11 protein-coding genes and 1 pseudogene are annotated in these 14992 nt (G+C 64.6%); 6 read left to right on the forward strand and 6 right to left on the reverse strand.

Annotated features, from left to right (window positions below):
- Nucleotides 1–3: 3 nt before the first annotated feature.
- A pseudogene (locus ACSQ9I_RS32770) lies at nucleotides 4–936 on the forward strand (M20/M25/M40 family metallo-hydrolase); the annotation flags it as partial.
- A 499-nt stretch (nucleotides 937–1435) separates the two neighbouring features.
- Here ACSQ9I_RS32770 and ACSQ9I_RS32775 read toward each other — a convergent pair.
- The 3 genes from ACSQ9I_RS32775 to ACSQ9I_RS32785 all read right to left on the reverse strand — a co-directional run bounded on the left by ACSQ9I_RS32775 (nucleotide 1436) and on the right by ACSQ9I_RS32785 (nucleotide 2716).
- Entirely contained in the window at nucleotides 1436–1819 is a 384-nt protein-coding gene (locus ACSQ9I_RS32775; protein ID WP_436316195.1) for a hypothetical protein, read from the reverse strand.
- Between the two features lie 93 nt (nucleotides 1820–1912).
- Nucleotides 1913–2236 (reverse strand): hypothetical protein, encoded by a 324-nt coding sequence (locus tag ACSQ9I_RS32780; RefSeq protein ID WP_436316196.1) that lies wholly within the window; start codon nucleotides 2234–2236, stop codon nucleotides 1913–1915.
- 267 nt (nucleotides 2237–2503) lie between these two features.
- The gene (locus ACSQ9I_RS32785) at nucleotides 2504–2716 is read right to left on the reverse strand and encodes a hypothetical protein (protein ID WP_436298182.1); all 213 of its coding nucleotides are present in this window, start codon (nucleotides 2714–2716) and stop codon (nucleotides 2504–2506) included.
- 418 nt (nucleotides 2717–3134) lie between these two features.
- Here ACSQ9I_RS32785 and ACSQ9I_RS32790 point away from each other — a divergent pair, with 418 nt between their 5' ends.
- Together ACSQ9I_RS32790 and ACSQ9I_RS32795 are read left to right on the forward strand one after the other, a co-directional pair.
- A complete protein-coding gene (locus ACSQ9I_RS32790) occupies nucleotides 3135–4289 on the forward strand; it encodes a GTPase (protein ID WP_436316197.1) in 1155 nt (384 codons plus the stop codon).
- Nucleotides 4290–4823: 534 nt separating this feature from the next.
- Complete coding sequence (locus tag ACSQ9I_RS32795) at nucleotides 4824–6413, forward strand: hypothetical protein (protein ID WP_436316199.1); 1590 nt, start codon at nucleotides 4824–4826, stop codon at nucleotides 6411–6413.
- A 647-nt stretch (nucleotides 6414–7060) separates the two neighbouring features.
- Here ACSQ9I_RS32795 and ACSQ9I_RS32800 read toward each other — a convergent pair.
- Complete coding sequence (locus ACSQ9I_RS32800) at nucleotides 7061–7372, reverse strand: hypothetical protein (RefSeq protein ID WP_436307225.1); 312 nt, start codon at nucleotides 7370–7372, stop codon at nucleotides 7061–7063.
- A 134-nt stretch (nucleotides 7373–7506) separates the two neighbouring features.
- Nucleotides 7507–7752 carry a hypothetical protein gene (locus ACSQ9I_RS32805; RefSeq protein WP_436316200.1) on the reverse strand — a complete coding sequence of 82 codons (246 nt, stop codon included), beginning with the start codon at nucleotides 7750–7752 and terminating at the stop codon, nucleotides 7507–7509.
- Nucleotides 7753–7830: 78 nt separating this feature from the next.
- Between ACSQ9I_RS32805 and ACSQ9I_RS32810 the strand changes: the two genes are divergently transcribed.
- Entirely contained in the window at nucleotides 7831–9903 is a 2073-nt protein-coding gene (locus ACSQ9I_RS32810) for a thioredoxin domain-containing protein (protein ID WP_436316201.1), read from the forward strand.
- Nucleotides 9904–10011: 108 nt separating this feature from the next.
- Here ACSQ9I_RS32810 and ACSQ9I_RS32815 read toward each other — a convergent pair whose 3' ends face one another.
- Nucleotides 10012–10515, reverse strand: a complete 504-nt coding sequence (locus tag ACSQ9I_RS32815; protein ID WP_093110988.1) for an Lrp/AsnC family transcriptional regulator — start codon at nucleotides 10513–10515, stop codon at nucleotides 10012–10014.
- A 91-nt stretch (nucleotides 10516–10606) separates the two neighbouring features.
- On the opposite strand from ACSQ9I_RS32815, the gene ACSQ9I_RS32820 reads away from it, so the two are divergent.
- Nucleotides 10607–14194, forward strand: a complete 3588-nt coding sequence (locus ACSQ9I_RS32820; protein WP_436316202.1) for an indolepyruvate ferredoxin oxidoreductase family protein — start codon at nucleotides 10607–10609, stop codon at nucleotides 14192–14194.
- Nucleotides 14195–14463: 269 nt separating this feature from the next.
- Nucleotides 14464–14769, forward strand: coding sequence for a hypothetical protein (locus ACSQ9I_RS32825; protein ID WP_436316203.1), 306 nt, complete (start codon nucleotides 14464–14466; stop codon nucleotides 14767–14769).
- Nucleotides 14770–14992: the final 223 nt, after the last annotated feature.

Here is a 14992-nt window from a genome sequence, read left to right on the forward strand (position 1 = left end):
AGTAAGCCCAATCGCGACATCGTGCTGGCGCTCACGGCAGACGAGGAACTCGGTGACGTGCCCACCAACGGTGTTTTCTGGCTCGTGAACAACCAGCGCGCGCTGCTCGACGCGGAGTTCGGTATCAACGAGGGCGGCGGCGGCCAGCTCAACAACGGCAAGCCCGTGCTGCACCGCATGCAGGTAGCCGAGAAGATGTACACGACCTATAAGCTCGAGGTGCGCGATGTCGGCGGCCACAGCTCCTTGCCTACTCCCGCCAACCCGATCTACGAGCTCAGCGCGTCACTGGATCGACTCGGTGCGTTCCGCTTCCCCGTGAAACTGGCCGACGTCACGCGCAGCTACTTCGAAAAAAGCGCCCAGTTCGAAACCGGTCAGATGGCTCAGGACATGCGCGCGGTCGCGTCTGGAACGCCGGACGAGGCCGCGATCGATCGCCTGTCGCGCTCAGCGCTGTACAACGCCACCCTGCGCACCACCTGCGTGGCGACGCAACTCGTGGCCGGCCATGCGGAGAACGCGCTGCCGCAGTCGGCAAAAGCGACGGTGAACTGCCGCATCCTGCCGCACGACGATCCCGCTGAGGTTGATGCCACTCTGCGCAAGGTACTGGGCAGCAGTCGCATCAAGATTGAAGCAAGCAATCCGCCGCTCAAGAGCCCGCCGTCGCCGCTGCGCGCCGACGTGCTGGAAGTCGTCGATTCCATCACTCAACAGATGTGGCCCGGCATCCCGGTGGTCCCGACGATGAGCACGGGCGCAACCGACAGCCGCTTCATGCGCAACGTCGGCATCCCGATGTACGGCGTTTCCGGCATCTTCTCGGAGCCCAGCGACGCTCGCGCCCACGGCCTGGACGAGCGTGTTGCTATTCCGCGGCTCTATGATGGCCGCGAGTTCATGTACCGGATGGTTAAGCAGCTTTCTCAGTAATTCGCCATCGGGCGAGCCCGACCCCGGGGCATGAAGCGGGGGACGTGGCTGGCGACAGATGGCGCGTGGTTGTAGGATGAATTTGGGCGCTGCTGACGAGGTCGGCTTTCCCTTGGTGCGACAAGCCCGTTCAGTAGTTGGACCCGCAGTCCTGCGAGCACCCCGGAATGTGGCAGAGGGCGGCGACGCCCCGAAGCACGCTTCTAAGTAGGCGCATGCTGGGTGCGGCTCGCGCCGCACCTCTCAGCGGACGCGGAAGATCGAAGAAGGAAACTCCGCGAGCCATCGCGCCCACTCGATCACCGATGCTTTCGGCTGCCACGTGAGAAATAGATCTCTTTTCGCGTAGTCATGCAAGACGAGACCCGTGAGCAAGGGCCGAACGCGGCCCGAAGCCGTCCTTCGGCGAGTCGCACTTGGCGCCGCAAAACGGTCGTCCAACGGGGGGCTCGATGGTGTCGGCTGCCTGCTGTCCGCTGCTACACAACGTTGGAGAATGTCATTTCAATGGCGCGACGGCTACGCCATGCAGGCTGGCTCTATCGATTGCGGTCTTGACCAGGTGGACTGCTTTTGCATCCTCGACGAACTTGCCGACGTACGAAGCAGCGATGGGCTTGCGCCCCTTGGGCACGCCCATGCCGACTGGTTCGACGAGGAACCGGCCGTCGAGCACTCGCGAGCCCGGGTGACTGCCGGACCGCTCGAAGAGGGCTGACTTGGTCGCGGCGATGACGTCCGCCTGCGTCGATACGAACACAGCATCGAACAACTCATCGATACTCTTTGCGCGGACAAGCGTCGCATTCTTCAGGGTGTTCGAATGGTACAGATCGGCGCCGGACTTTTCGAACACCGCAATTCGGACTCCGGGCTTGTCCACGTCCGCCATCGTGGAAATAGGTACGCCGGTGCGGACGAGATACCCCTGCTCGACTTCAAGGTAGGGCGCGGAAAATTCGATGGCAGCCGCGCGCTACGCATTGATGCCCATCAGCGCGACATACCATTCTGCGGACTCCGCTGCGCTGAGTATTGCTGCGGCGTTTGCATAGGGGACCGGCTCGAACGGCACGCCAACGCGGCGTGCCAGTTCCTTCCCGAGATCGACAGCCTGGCCTTTGAACTCGCCTGTCGCAGGGTCCTTGATCGCGTAGAGCGGCGCCGAGAGAATTGCCACCCGAAGCTTACCGGTCGGCGCCAGCGCATGTTGCGCTTCAGAGGTGGGTGTTTGCGTACTTGCACAGCCACCCAAAAGCGAAGCAAGTACGCCAATGATGGACCAGCGAGCAATACGCATAGCATCCTCCTCCGAACTCGAGTGGCTCACTAACCTGGATGTCCGGCAACAGACTCGCACCCCGCGGCTTGCGCCGCCTCGGCACTCATGGGCCCCTTCACGAACTGGTCAATCAGCTCCTTGGGGATCGACGGCAACGCCGCCGCGGCGGCCGCTGCCGCCTTCGTCGTCTTCCTGCTTGGCATACATGCTCCTGGTCGTCATGCCATGCCTCGCACAAAAAATTACGGAAAGGCTCGCGTTGCCGCAGCCAGTAGTGGCCCGCCCCTATTTCTTGGGGACCATGATGCCGAGCATCAGCTCCGTATTGAGCGAGGCCAATTGCTGCACCAGCCCCCACTGCTTCGTCATGAGAGCCACGAATTCAGGGTTGGCCGGTACAGCTCTGGCCGAGAGCGCCAGCTGCGACATCGACTGCGCGAGGCTCTGCTGCTCCGCATAGATTTTCTTCGCTGCTTCCGTGTACTCATCGAGCGTCATGCAATGTCTCCATGTGGTGGTGTGCAATCTTAGCCGCATGGAAGCTTGGTCCGACCGCCCCTCCGCAAATCCGTAGGCTCACGTCCGAAAGCGCACCTCCACCTCGAGCTCGAAACCCGATGGAGACGGGCTTTGTTGGTGTTGCGGCATGTCGTGCCAGCTGCGCAAGACCTTCTCGCTCTCGGAAAGCGCGCCTTGATAGGTCAGAAACTGCTGGTGTCCCTTTGTCTTCTCAGCGGCCTCTTCATAGAACTTGAAGGAGCGCTCTCGGAGTGAGTGAACCCCACCGGCATGCCGGGGCACTGCGGCGCCTCAACCTGAGCAGGACCAAACCGCTGACACCGAAGTGGACCGAACCCCGGCCCAGCACCGAAAGCGGGCGGACGCCGTACGGGTCCGGCTCCAGGCCCAGTGCCCATTGCATCGCGTCGATGAGCCAGATCAGCGTGACGAAACCGAAGGCGATCTTGAGGGCAAGGCGGAAGTGGGCTCGGGCCTGCTCGGAGCCTGCGTACGCCGGGTCGGGGGCCTGGAGCTGCACGAGGAACACAATAGAGGCGAGGACGCTGATATCGTGCCCGCGAATCTTTCGCCCGACTACAAGGCGGCCGAAGCCGCCTTCCGCAAGAGCCGCGACCCGTGCGAACGTATGGAGTGGTTGCGCGAGATGCTGCGCACGATTCCCAAGCACAAGGGCACGGAGCACCTGCAGGCAGATATCAAGGCCCGCATCAAGGGACTCGCCGAACAGCTGGAAGGTGCTACGAAGGGCGCAGGGCACGGCGGCCCGGCGCTGGTGATCCGCGCCGAAGGCGCGGCGCAGATCGCGCTGATAGGGCCACCGAACGCAGGAAAGTCCTCGCTGCACGCGCGGCTGACGGGTTCCGCGGCGCACGTCGGTCTGTATCCGTTCACGACGCAGTACCCGGAAGCCGGGATGATGCCGCACGAGGATGTGCACTTCCAACTGATCGACCTGCCGCCGATCGCCCCGGAGCATCCTGTGCCATGGCTGGTCAACACCTTGCAGACGGCCGACGCGGCGCTGCTGGTCGTGGATCTGGGCGAGCCCTCGTGCATAGAGCAGCTGCAGGCCGTGCGGTCAATGCTGGGGCAGCAGCGCGTGACGCTTACAGAGCGTCTGGAGGCGACCGCGGACGAGGACCCCTTCGCGCTGCGGCTGCCAACCCTAATGCTCGCGAACAAGGCGGATGGCGTGGCCGACCTCGATGCGGAACTCCTCGCACTGCGCGAGCTGTCGGGCTCGCGCCTGCCGGTGTTCGCCGTTTCCGCGGCCACGGGTCACGGCCTGGGGGACATCGGCCCGTGGCTATTCCAGAACCTCGGCATCGTGCGCGTCTACACCAAGACTCCGGGGCATCCCGCCGACAAGCACCGGCCATTTACGCTTCGCCGCGGCCAGACTGTGGGCGACGTCGCGCGGCTGGTGCATCAGGATCTGGCGCGCTCGTTGCGCTACGCGCGCGTCTGGGGCAGGTCAGGGTTCGAAGGGCAGCAGGTCGGGCACGACCACTGCGTCGCGGATGGCGAAATCGTCGAGCTGCACACATGAGCCGTGTCAGCCCTCGGTCCCGCCGTTCGCCACTCGTTTGCCATTCACTTGCTCGATATCTTCCCGAAGCCGGCTTCCGCCAGGGGCCGGTATGCCGGTGGCCACATTCCGCAGGATGGTCTGGCGAAGGTCATCCCTGAGGAGGAGCAATTCCCACCTGGCCCCTCACATCCTGGCTCTGGCTACTCAAAGCCGCCTTGCGACGAGGACGGCTCCTGGCCGGCTCCGCCCTTCGCCAAGGCGACAGATGGAGCCCAAAGCGGCTGTCTGATGGCAAGGTCAGGACGACGCGAAGCGGATGGATCGCGGGCAGGCGTGACTTGACCGACCGACCTTTTCACCACGAGGGCAGAGCGCCGAAGTCTGTCAAGCCCCGCGCTGTTACTCGCATTGAGCAAGCCGAGCCCAAGAATCTTCGAGCAACCGGACGTCCACGTCGGCTTCGATGCCGTTGCGAAGTCTTCGTTATCGACGCGAAAAAGGCATAGACTGGAAGACGCTCGGGCGAACTCTTGACGCCCTAAGGAGCCGGTCATGACCAAGTCGTCGTTCGTCCTCGTTGCGATGCTTGCAACCGGCGTGTCGCTTGCCCTACCGGCCTTTGGACAAGTGGGTGACGAAAAGCTTGGCAAGGTGCATTTCGAGGCGTCGTGCACGCCGGACGCACAGAAGCTTTTCGACCGCGGGATGCTGTATCAGCACTCGTTCTGGTACCGGGGCTCGCAAAGTGTCTTCGAGGATGTATTGAAAGCCGATCCCGCTTGCGGGATCGCCTATTGGGGCATTGCTCTGAGCCTGCTTTGGAATCCCCACAGCCCGCCGCCCGCGAAGAATCTCGCCGAGGGCGCCGCCGCGCTGACGAAGGGAAAGAGCGTTGGCGCCAACACCCGGCGGGAACGCGACTACCTCGATGCGCTGAGCGCCATGTACGCTGACTACGACAAGGTCGATCACCGCACGCGCATGCAGGCCTATGCCAAGGCGATGGAACAGATGGCGCAGCGCTATCCAAATGATGATGAAGCTCAAATTTTCTATGCGCTTGCCCTCAACACCTCGGCTTCGCCAGCTGACAAGACGTACGCCAACCAGCTAAGAGGTGCGGCCATCCTGGAGGAGATCGCGAAGCGACAGCCACAGCACCCGGGAGTGACGCACTATCTGATTCATCTTTACGACTCTCCGGCGCTCGCAGAAAAAGGACTTGATGCCGCCAGGCGTTATTCCCAGATCGCGCCCGCGGCGGCTCACGCTCAGCACATGCCGTCGCACGTCTTCACGCGCGTCGGCTACTGGAAGGACTCGATTGCCTCCAACGTGGAATCGGCACGTGTCGCGGCGCAGGGCAAGGAGGGCCATGATCAACTGCACGCCATGGACTACCTGGTCTATGCCAATTTGCAGCTCGGGCAGGACAAGAATGCCAGCGCCGTCATCGACGAGATGAACAGGGTCACCGGTTTCACCGAGACTTCCCTCGCTGGGCCCTATGCGCTGGCCGCTTCGCCGGCGCGCTACGCGGTGGAACGCGGCGACTGGAAGGCCGCGGCTGACCTCCATATCCGTCCCAGCCCGCTGGCCAACGTACAAGCGATCACGCATTTTGCGCGGGCGCTCGGCGCTGCCCGTTCGGGTGACACTGCAGCCGCCAATGCGGACATCGCCAAGCTCGCCGAATTGCGAGACAAGTTGCGCGAAGCCAAGGATGCATATTGGTCCGAGCAGGTCGATATTCAGCGCCAGGTTGCAACCGCGTGGGTCTTGTACGCCGAAGGCAAGCATGACGACGCGCTGAAAGCGATGAGTGCAGCCGCCGATGCCGAGGACGGGACCGACAAGCATCCGGTGACGCCGGGCGTCCTCAAGCCCGCGCGCGAACTCTACGGCGTCATGCTGCTCGAGCGCGGAATGGCCAAGGAAGCGCTCGTTGCTTTCGAAGCGACACTGAAGAAGGAACCCAATCGGCTGGGCGCCTATGTTGGTGCGGCAAAAGCCGCCGAAAAGGTCGGCGATTCGGCCAGGGCTCGGGAGTATTTTGGCAAGGTCATCACGATCGCCGATGGCGCTGACAAGACCCGAACCGAGGTTAACGACGCGCGCGCGTTCTTGGCGAAGCGGCCATGAGATTTTGGTGCCCTGGGGAGAATCTGATGAGGACGTGCTTGGGTCTGATCCTACTGGTCGCTGTAGTGACGCGAGCGGAGGCCCAATCGCTGCAAGTTATCGGATATTCCGGCGAGTTCGGGCAGTGGGAGTTAAGCGCCAGCGTTACCGAACGGACCGTGAATCGAACTAAGGAATTCTCGGGGCCGTTGACGATGCGGCACGTGGGTATCTGCACGCAGGATGGACCGGAGGAAAGAACAGGTGAAATCCGTTTTCAGTTGTCGAAGTTTCGGTCTGCAATCGAGGCAACCATATTGTTTGATGGCGTCGAATGCAGGTACAGCGGACGACTATCAGATCGTTATAGCGGATCGATGAACTGCCCGGACCGGCCGGCGGTTCCGGTGATCATTTGGCTGAAATAGTTGCGCGTGAGCGATGAGCCACCTCAGTGCGTCCTCGCGGCAAGCGAAGATGCCATTCTCATTGGACGACGTGAGAAGCCACGCACCCTGGTCTTCCGGGTCGCGCGAAATTCCTTGTAGCCCCAGCTGCCGCAGGCCCAGCGACGAAGATCAGGAACAAGGACTCGACCTCGCCGATCACGGCGAAAAAGCCCACAACTTCTGATTCGTCGACCCGGGGCCGCGATCTCAGAGAGGTTCCTACAAGGTCTTCAGCCCCAGCCAAGCCGCCGCGATCACCGCATTCACCGACACGCTCAAGGCGCTCGGCACATAGAACAGCGCCGATACCGCCGGCGCGCCAATCAGGATTTCGACAATCCCCCCCAACCCGTACAACAGCACGGCGCACCACAGCCAGCGTCGCATGTAAGTGGGAAGCCAGTGAGCTTGAGATTGGTTGTGCCGCCAGGCCGCTGAGCGCTCGATGAGGCTGCCTTGTGTGGCGTCCCGGAAGAGCCACTCGAAAAAGAAGTAGCGGTACAGGAGAGTGTGGAAGGTCAGCTCATGCACGATTCATTTCCTTCTGGTGGCGGTGGTTCGTCGCAGTCGTTTCTGACAGCGTATCGGGAAGACTGATACCTCTTGCGGGCCGGCGACTTTGCCAAGATGGACATCATCGACTGCGGCGCTGACTCTTAGACAATCTATGCAATGCTGGGTTCCATGGCAGCGCCTTCGCACAGGACCATCAACGCGCATGTGTGGCCGAGACTCTCAAGAGGCACCGACCCGGACATCGGCTGAGTCGGTCGTCGGCCGACTTCGCTGGCTGTACCGGCCGCGTTGGTACGCTCGTGATAGCGCAGCACCGCTTCGACCTTGTCGGCGTCGTGGATCTCAGCGCCGCCACATTCCCGTGGAGGTGTAGCGTACTTTCTTTCCTTGATCATGACCGCGCCTTCGATAAGGCATAGGCTAAAACAATGGCGAACGTTCCCAGACAAACTCCGAGGCCGGGGCCGCTGTCCATGACGCCTCGCAGTTCGCAACCCGCGGACCGCCCCACCAACCGCCTTGCTCGCGAGACGAGTCCCTACCTGCTGCAGCACGCGCACAACCCGGTGGACTGGTTTCCATGGGGCGAGGAGGCGTTCGCCAAGGCGCGCGCCGAGGACAAGCCCATCTTGCTGTCAGTGGGCTACGCCACCTGCCACTGGTGCCATGTGATGGAGCGCGAGAGCTTCGAGGACGTGGGGCTGGCGCGCCAGTTGGCCGATGCCTTCGTTGCGATCAAGGTCGACCGCGAGGAACTGCCCGACGTCGACCACGTCTACATGAGCGCGCTGCAGGCGCTCACGGGCCGCGGCGGCTGGCCGATGAGCATGTTCCTCACGCCGCAACTTCGCGCTTTCTTCGGCGGCACGTACTTCCCGCCGCGATCGCGCCAAGGAATCCCCAGCTTTTCCGAGGTGCTCGCCGCCGTGCGCGAGGCCTGGGTCCACCGGCGGGGTGACATCGAGCGGGAGGCCCAAACGCTGCTCGATCTCGTGCGCCGCGGCACGACCCTCTCGGCCCGTACATCGGCCGATGACATGCACCGGCGAGCCGTGGCCCAGATCGCCCTGCGCTTCGACGAAACGCGCGGGGGCTTCGGCAGCGCGCCCAAGTTCCCGCAGACTCCGCTGCTGCAGTATCTGCTGGCGCTGGCCGCCAGCGGCGACGGGAACGCGCGCACGATGCTCGTTGCGACGCTGCACCACATGGCCGCAGGCGGAATGTATGACCACGTCAGTGGTGGCTTCGCTCGCTACTCGACCGACGAGCGCTGGCATGTGCCGCACTTCGAAAAGATGCTGTACGACAACGCCCAGCTCGCGCGCGTGTATGCCGGCGCCTTCAGGCTGACCGGCGAAGAGAGGCTGCGCCTTGTCGCCGAGGGCACATTGACGTACCTGCTGCGCGAGATGCACCCCGCGGCTGCGCCGGCAGCCTACGCTTGCGCGCAGGACGCCGACGCTGAGGGCGTCGAGGGCAAATTCCACGTCTGGACGCTGGCCGAGTTCCGCGCCGTGCTCGGCGCCGATGCACAGGCCGCGGCGCGTCTGCATGGCGTGACGGTGCAGGGCAACTGGGAGCACGGCACGAACGTGCTCGAGCGCCGCGATCCGGAAGGCGTACGCGCCGAACTCGACCAGGAACCCGAGGCCTTCGCGTCCTGGGAACGCTCGGTGCGCGAGCGCCTCTACGCCGCGCGTGCCCAGCGCGCCTGGCCGATTACCGACGACAAGGTGCTGGCCGACTGGAACGGCATGGCGCTGCGCGCATTTGCTGAAGGAGGGCGTCTGCTCGGGCGAGACGACTTCGTGCAGGCTGCGCGAGAGCTCGCGCGCTTCCTGCTGGCCGCCATGGTCCGGGATGGGCGGGTCCACCACGCCTGGCGCGACGGCACGCTGCGCGATGAGGGGTACCTAGCCGACCATGCGCAACTCGGGCTCGGCCTCGTGGAACTGCATGCAGCCACCGGCGAGCTGGAGTGGCTAAACGCCGCGCTCGACCTGTGCGGCGGAATGGTCGAGCGCTTCCACGATGCGGTCGAAGGCTTCTTCGATAGCACGTCGACGCAGCTGCCGATGCGGGCGCACAGCCTCTACGACGGCGCAGTGCCCTCGGGTACTGCGGCGGCGTGCGAGCTGTTGCTGCGACTGGCGGGCCCCTATGAACGCAACGACTGGACCGACATCGCAAGCGCGACGCTCGAGGGCCGCGGCGCGTTGATGGAGGGAGCGCCGATGGCCGCGCCAGCGTTGCTGCACGCACAGCTGCTGGCTGAGCGGGGGGCTAATCTTGCGATCCCGGCGGGACCGGGCAGCGAACGCCTGTGGGCGGCGGCGCAGCCGGCGTTTGCGCCACTGGTCACGCTCTTCCGTGGCTTTCCGGGGTCGGTGCCGCTGCTCGAAGGACGGATTGCGGGCGAGGCCTACCTGTGTCGGAATGGAAGCTGTGAGCTGCCGGCGCGATCGGTCGAAGCGCTGCGAGAGCAACTGGCAAAGGGGTTCTCTGGCACGGCCGGCAAGTTCGCAGCATCGGACGGCACTGCTTGAGGGCTTGCGGCCGAGCCATCGGTTCAAGAGAAGGCCGGCGATCGTTCAACACGCGGAAATTGGCCGACGGTGCCCTTGCGCCGACGGTTGCACGCGGCTTCGACCCGCTCAGGCGCGCGCCCTCTTGGTCGGCCCGAGGTCGACCGGCAGGCTTCCTTCGGACTTCACTTCCCTCAGCACGATCGCCGAACGCACGTGCGTGACGCCGGCCTGCTCGAACAAGGTGGTGTGCAGGAATTTCTCGTAGTGCTTGATGTCGGGCACCAGCACGGTGAGGATGTAGTCGGCCGGACCCGTCGCCGAGACGCAGCGCACGATCTGCGGGCTCGCCTCCACCGCCTTCTCGAAATCGCGCACTTTCGATTCGCTGTGCCGGTCGAGGTTGACCTCGGTCACGGCCGCGAGGTTGAGGCCGACCTTCTCGCGATCGACGACGACCGTGTAGCCGCGGATCACGCCGGAAGCTTCCATCTCCTTGATGCGGCGCCAGCAGGGCGTGGACGAAAGCCCGACCTTGTCCGCAATCTGCTGCACCGTCTGGCGCGCGTCGCGCTGCAGCTCGAGCAGGATCTGGAGCGAGTGGTTGTCAAGGGGAATGAAAACGTCGTTCATGGAGGATAAGGAGAACAAAATTCTCAGAACTAGGGTCGGTTCCGGTGCATTGCAGAGGATATTCCTCCGAATGGCGAAGAACAATCCTCCAATGCACTTGATCACGACGCCCCCTGCGCTGCAGCGCCCGGACTACCAGCTTTCAGACAGCCTCTGGGCGCGCTCGGGCGCCGTCTTCCTGACCGGCACGCAAGCCCTGGTGCGCGTGCTCCTGATGCAGCGCTGGCGCGACGCGGCCCGAGGGCTGAACACCCAGGGCTTCGTGAGCGGCTACCGCGGCTCGCCACTGGGCATGGTCGACCAGGCGATCTGGAAGGCCGGGCCGGGCTTCAAGGACGCGGGCATCCGCTTCGTACCCGCGATCAACGAGGAATTGGCGGCCACGCAGGTGCTGGGCACGCAGCGCGTGGAGTCGGACCCCGAGCGCACCGTCGAGGGCGTCTTCGCGCTGTGGTACGGCAAGGGCCCGGGCGTGGACCGCGCCGGCGATGCGCTCAAGCACGGCAATGCCTATGGCTCGTCGCCGCATGGCGGCGTGCTGGTGGTCGCCGGCGACGACCACGGCTGCGTCTCCTCGTCGATGCCGCACCAGAGCGACCACGCCTTCGTGGCGTGGAGCATGCCGATCGTGCAGCCGGCCTGCGTGGCCGAGTACCTGGAGTTCGGCCTGTACGGCTACGAGCTGTCGCGTTTCTCCGGCGCGTGGGTCGGCATGGCGGCCCTGTCCGAAGTGGTCGAGAGCGCGGGCACGGTGGACCTCGACCTGGTCGAGTCCCGCGTCGCCGCCTGGGCCGATGCCGACGCAGTTCGCGCAGCCACCGGTCACGTCGCGCCGCTCGACGGGCTGCACTATCGCTGGCCCGACTTGCCGTCGCTGCGCATCGAGTCGCGCCTGGTCGACAAGCTGCAGGCGGTGGCCGCCTTTGCGCGCGTGAACAGCATCGACCGCCAGGTGATCGAGAGCCCGCATGCGAAGGTCGGCATCGTGACCTGCGGCAAGGCGCACTACGACCTGATGGAGGTGCTGCGCCGTCTCGAGGTGACGCCGGAGAGCCTGACTCGCGTGGGCGTGCGCCTCTACAAGGTCGGGTTGAGCTTTCCGATCGAGCCCACGCGCATCCGGGCGTTCGCACAAGGTCTGGACGAGATCCTGATCGTCGAGGAGAAGGGCGCAATCGTCGAGAGCCAGTTGCGCGACCTGTTCTACAACGCACCGGCCGATGCGCGGCCGGCACTGGTGGGCAAGCACGATCGCGACGGCCGGCCACTGGTGTCGGCGCTCGGCGAGCTTCGGCCTTCGCGGCTGATCGAGCTGGTGGCCCATTGGCTGTCGGAGCACTTCCCGGATAACGCCGAGTTGGGCGACCACTTCCAGCATGTGCGCGACTTCACGCCGCCCGAACTGCTGAGCAACGGTGGCGACAGCGTCAAGCGCCTGCCTTACTTCTGTGCCGGTTGCCCGCACAACACCAGCACCAAGGTGCCCGAAGGCTCGACCGCACGCGCCGGCATCGGCTGCCACTTCATGGCCAATTGGATGGACCGCAGCACGGCGGGCCTGATCCAGATGGGCGGCGAAGGCGTCGACTGGGTCTCGCACTCGATGTTCACGCGCACGCCGCACGTGTTCCAGAACCTCGGCGACGGCACCTACTATCACTCGGGCTACCTCGCGATCCGGCAGGCGGTCGCGGCCAAGGCGACGCTCACCTACAAGATCCTCTTCAACGACGCGGTCGCGATGACCGGCGGGCAACCGGTCGATGGCGTCATCAGTGTCGATGCCATCGCGCGGCAGGTGGAATCGGAAGGCGTGAAGCAGGTCGTCGTCGTCAGCGACGCGATCGACAAGTACGCGCAGATCAAGGGCAAATTCCCGGCCGGCACCGAGTTCCACGACCGCAGCGAGCTCGACGCGGTACAGCGCCGACTGCGCGAGCTGCCCGGCGTCACCGTGCTGATCTACGAACAGACCTGCGCGGCCGAGAAGCGCCGCCGCCGCAAGAAAGGCGAGATGGTCGATCCTGCCAAGCGCCTCTTCATCAACGAGGCCGTCTGCGAGGGCTGCGGCGACTGCACCGTGCAGAGCAACTGCGTGGCGGTGCTGCCGCACGAAACCGACCTTGGGCGCAAGCGCAAGATCGACCAGACCAGCTGCAACAAGGACTATTCGTGCGCCAAGGGCTTCTGCCCGAGCTTCGTTGGCGTGACTGGCGGGGCGTTGCGCAAGAAGAGCGGGACGCTGGCCGCGGGCCGCGATGCCTTCCTGCGACACGTGGCCGCATTGCCACGGCCTGCGCAGCGAGCCTGGGACGCGCCCTACGACTTGCTCGTCACCGGCGTCGGCGGCACCGGCGTAGTGACCGTCGGTGCGGTGGTCGCGATGGCCGCGCATCTCGAAGGCAAATCGGCCAGCGTGCTGGACTTCATGGGCTTCGCCCAGAAGGGCGGGGCGGTGCTGAGCTTCGTGCGCCTCGCCGATGTGCCCGAGCGATTGAACCAGGTGCGCATCGACACCCAACAGGCCGACGCGATCCTGGCCTGCGACATCGTGGTGGGAGCCTCGCCCGACGCACTACAGACCGTGCGCCATGGCCGCACCCGCATCCTCGCGAACACGCACGAGATCCCGGTAGCCGAATCGCTGCGCAATCCGGATGCCGACCTCAAGGTGGAGCTGCTGCTCGAGAAGATGCGCTTCGTCGCCGGCAGCGACCAGGTCGAGACCTTCGATGCGCAGACGCTCGCGGAGGAATTCCTCGGTGACACGCTGGCGTCGAACATCCTCGCAACCGGCTACGCCTGGCAGCGCGGCCTGATACCGCTGAGCCTGGAGGCGCTGACGCGCGCGATCGAGCTCAACGGTGTCGCCATCGCATCCAACCAGATGGCTTTCTCGCTGGGCCGGCTGGCCGCAGGCGCGCCGCAGGCGATCGAAGGACTGCGCAGCACCTCGCCTGAGACGCAGGATGAATCGCTGGAGGCGCTGATCGCGCGCGGCCGCAGCCATCTCACCGGCTATCAGAACGGGGCCTGGGCGGGTCGTTTCGAGGCGCGCGTGCGCGGCGTGCAGCAGCGCGAGGCGGCGCTGGCGGGGGGCGATCCATCCGTGCCTTTCAGTCGCAACGCTGCACGCAGCCTGCTCAAGCTCATGAGCTACAAGGACGAGTACGAGGTCGCGCGCCTGTACAGCGACGGCAATTTCCGCGAGAAGCTCGCGCAGCAGTTCGAAGGCGACGTCAAGCTGGAATTCCACATGGCCCCGCCGTTCCTGTCGCGGCCGAGGAACGGACAGCCGCCGGCGAAGATCCGCCTCGGCGGCTGGATGCTGCCCGCCATGAGGTGGCTGGCCCATGGCAAGCGTTTGCGCGGAACAGCCTTCGATCTGTTCGGCTACACGGCCGAACGCCGGCTCGAGCGCTCGCTGATCGAACAGTTCGATGCGCGACTCGACGAGTTGCTGGCTGAACTGTCCACGGACAACCAGAAGCTCGCGGCGCAGATCGCCGCCGTTCCCATGACGATCCGCGGTTTCGGCCACGTGAAGCTGGCCAACCTCGCGTTGGCGCGCGCCCGCGAGGCCGAGTTGATGCACCGCTTCGCGCCAGGGCGCTACCCGAGGCCGGCGGCGGGGGTGCAGGCGGGGCAGTTCCGGGGGATCGCGGTCGTTGCGAACTGAAACCCATCGAGTCCGGCCTCGAGCGAGCCGGCGCGCTTGAACGCGATCTGGCGCAGATGCGCAGAGAGGCCGTCAAGCTCGGCGAGGGGACGAGGTTCACAGTCGACATCAGCCGGCATGAGTACACCGAAGACAAGCAGGAACACGAGCTCCTTGGCTATCGCATCTACGTCTACTCGCCGGCCATGATTGTCAGCTCTCAGCGTTTCGTCAAGACAAATCAAGCCCCGCCGGGGCACTGCGCGCGACGCGGTTGAGCAGGTGTCGGCATGCTTGCCGCCGCCCTTGGGGCGCTGTCGACAGATCGGATCTCTGGCTCGATGATTCGGCCGCATGACGCGATACGCTCCAAAACCCGACGTTCGCCGCCGCTCCAACTTGACGGGCAGAATGCAGCCAAGACCCAGCTGTCAGGTCTGTCGTTCGGAGGCTTCATGTTCAAGGTCGCGAGCGCAGTACTTTCATGCGTCCTGGCCGGCTGCGCAAGCACCGCGCCTGTGGGCTATTCGGTATGCTCGACGCAGCCTGGGAGCTACGCCTGTCAGATCGAGCAGTACCAACGTGTCAACGACTGAGGTCATTTCCAATGAGAGCGACAGACAGAGTTCTGCCCAAGAGCTCAACTTCCAGGCTCCTATCAGATGAACCTGTCCATTGAACCTCTTTCGACGCAGCATTTCGAGGGACTACGGCTTGCGTCGACACAGCGGCGCGAGAGAAGCGATTTCTCTCGTTCACGGAGGCGCCGCCAGAGGAGGATTCATGGGCGTTGTACTCGTCGTTCGTCGCGAACCGGTG

The organism is Variovorax sp. LjRoot84 (genome assembly GCF_964254305.1).
Lineage (GTDB): Bacteria > Pseudomonadota > Gammaproteobacteria > Burkholderiales > Burkholderiaceae_C > Variovorax.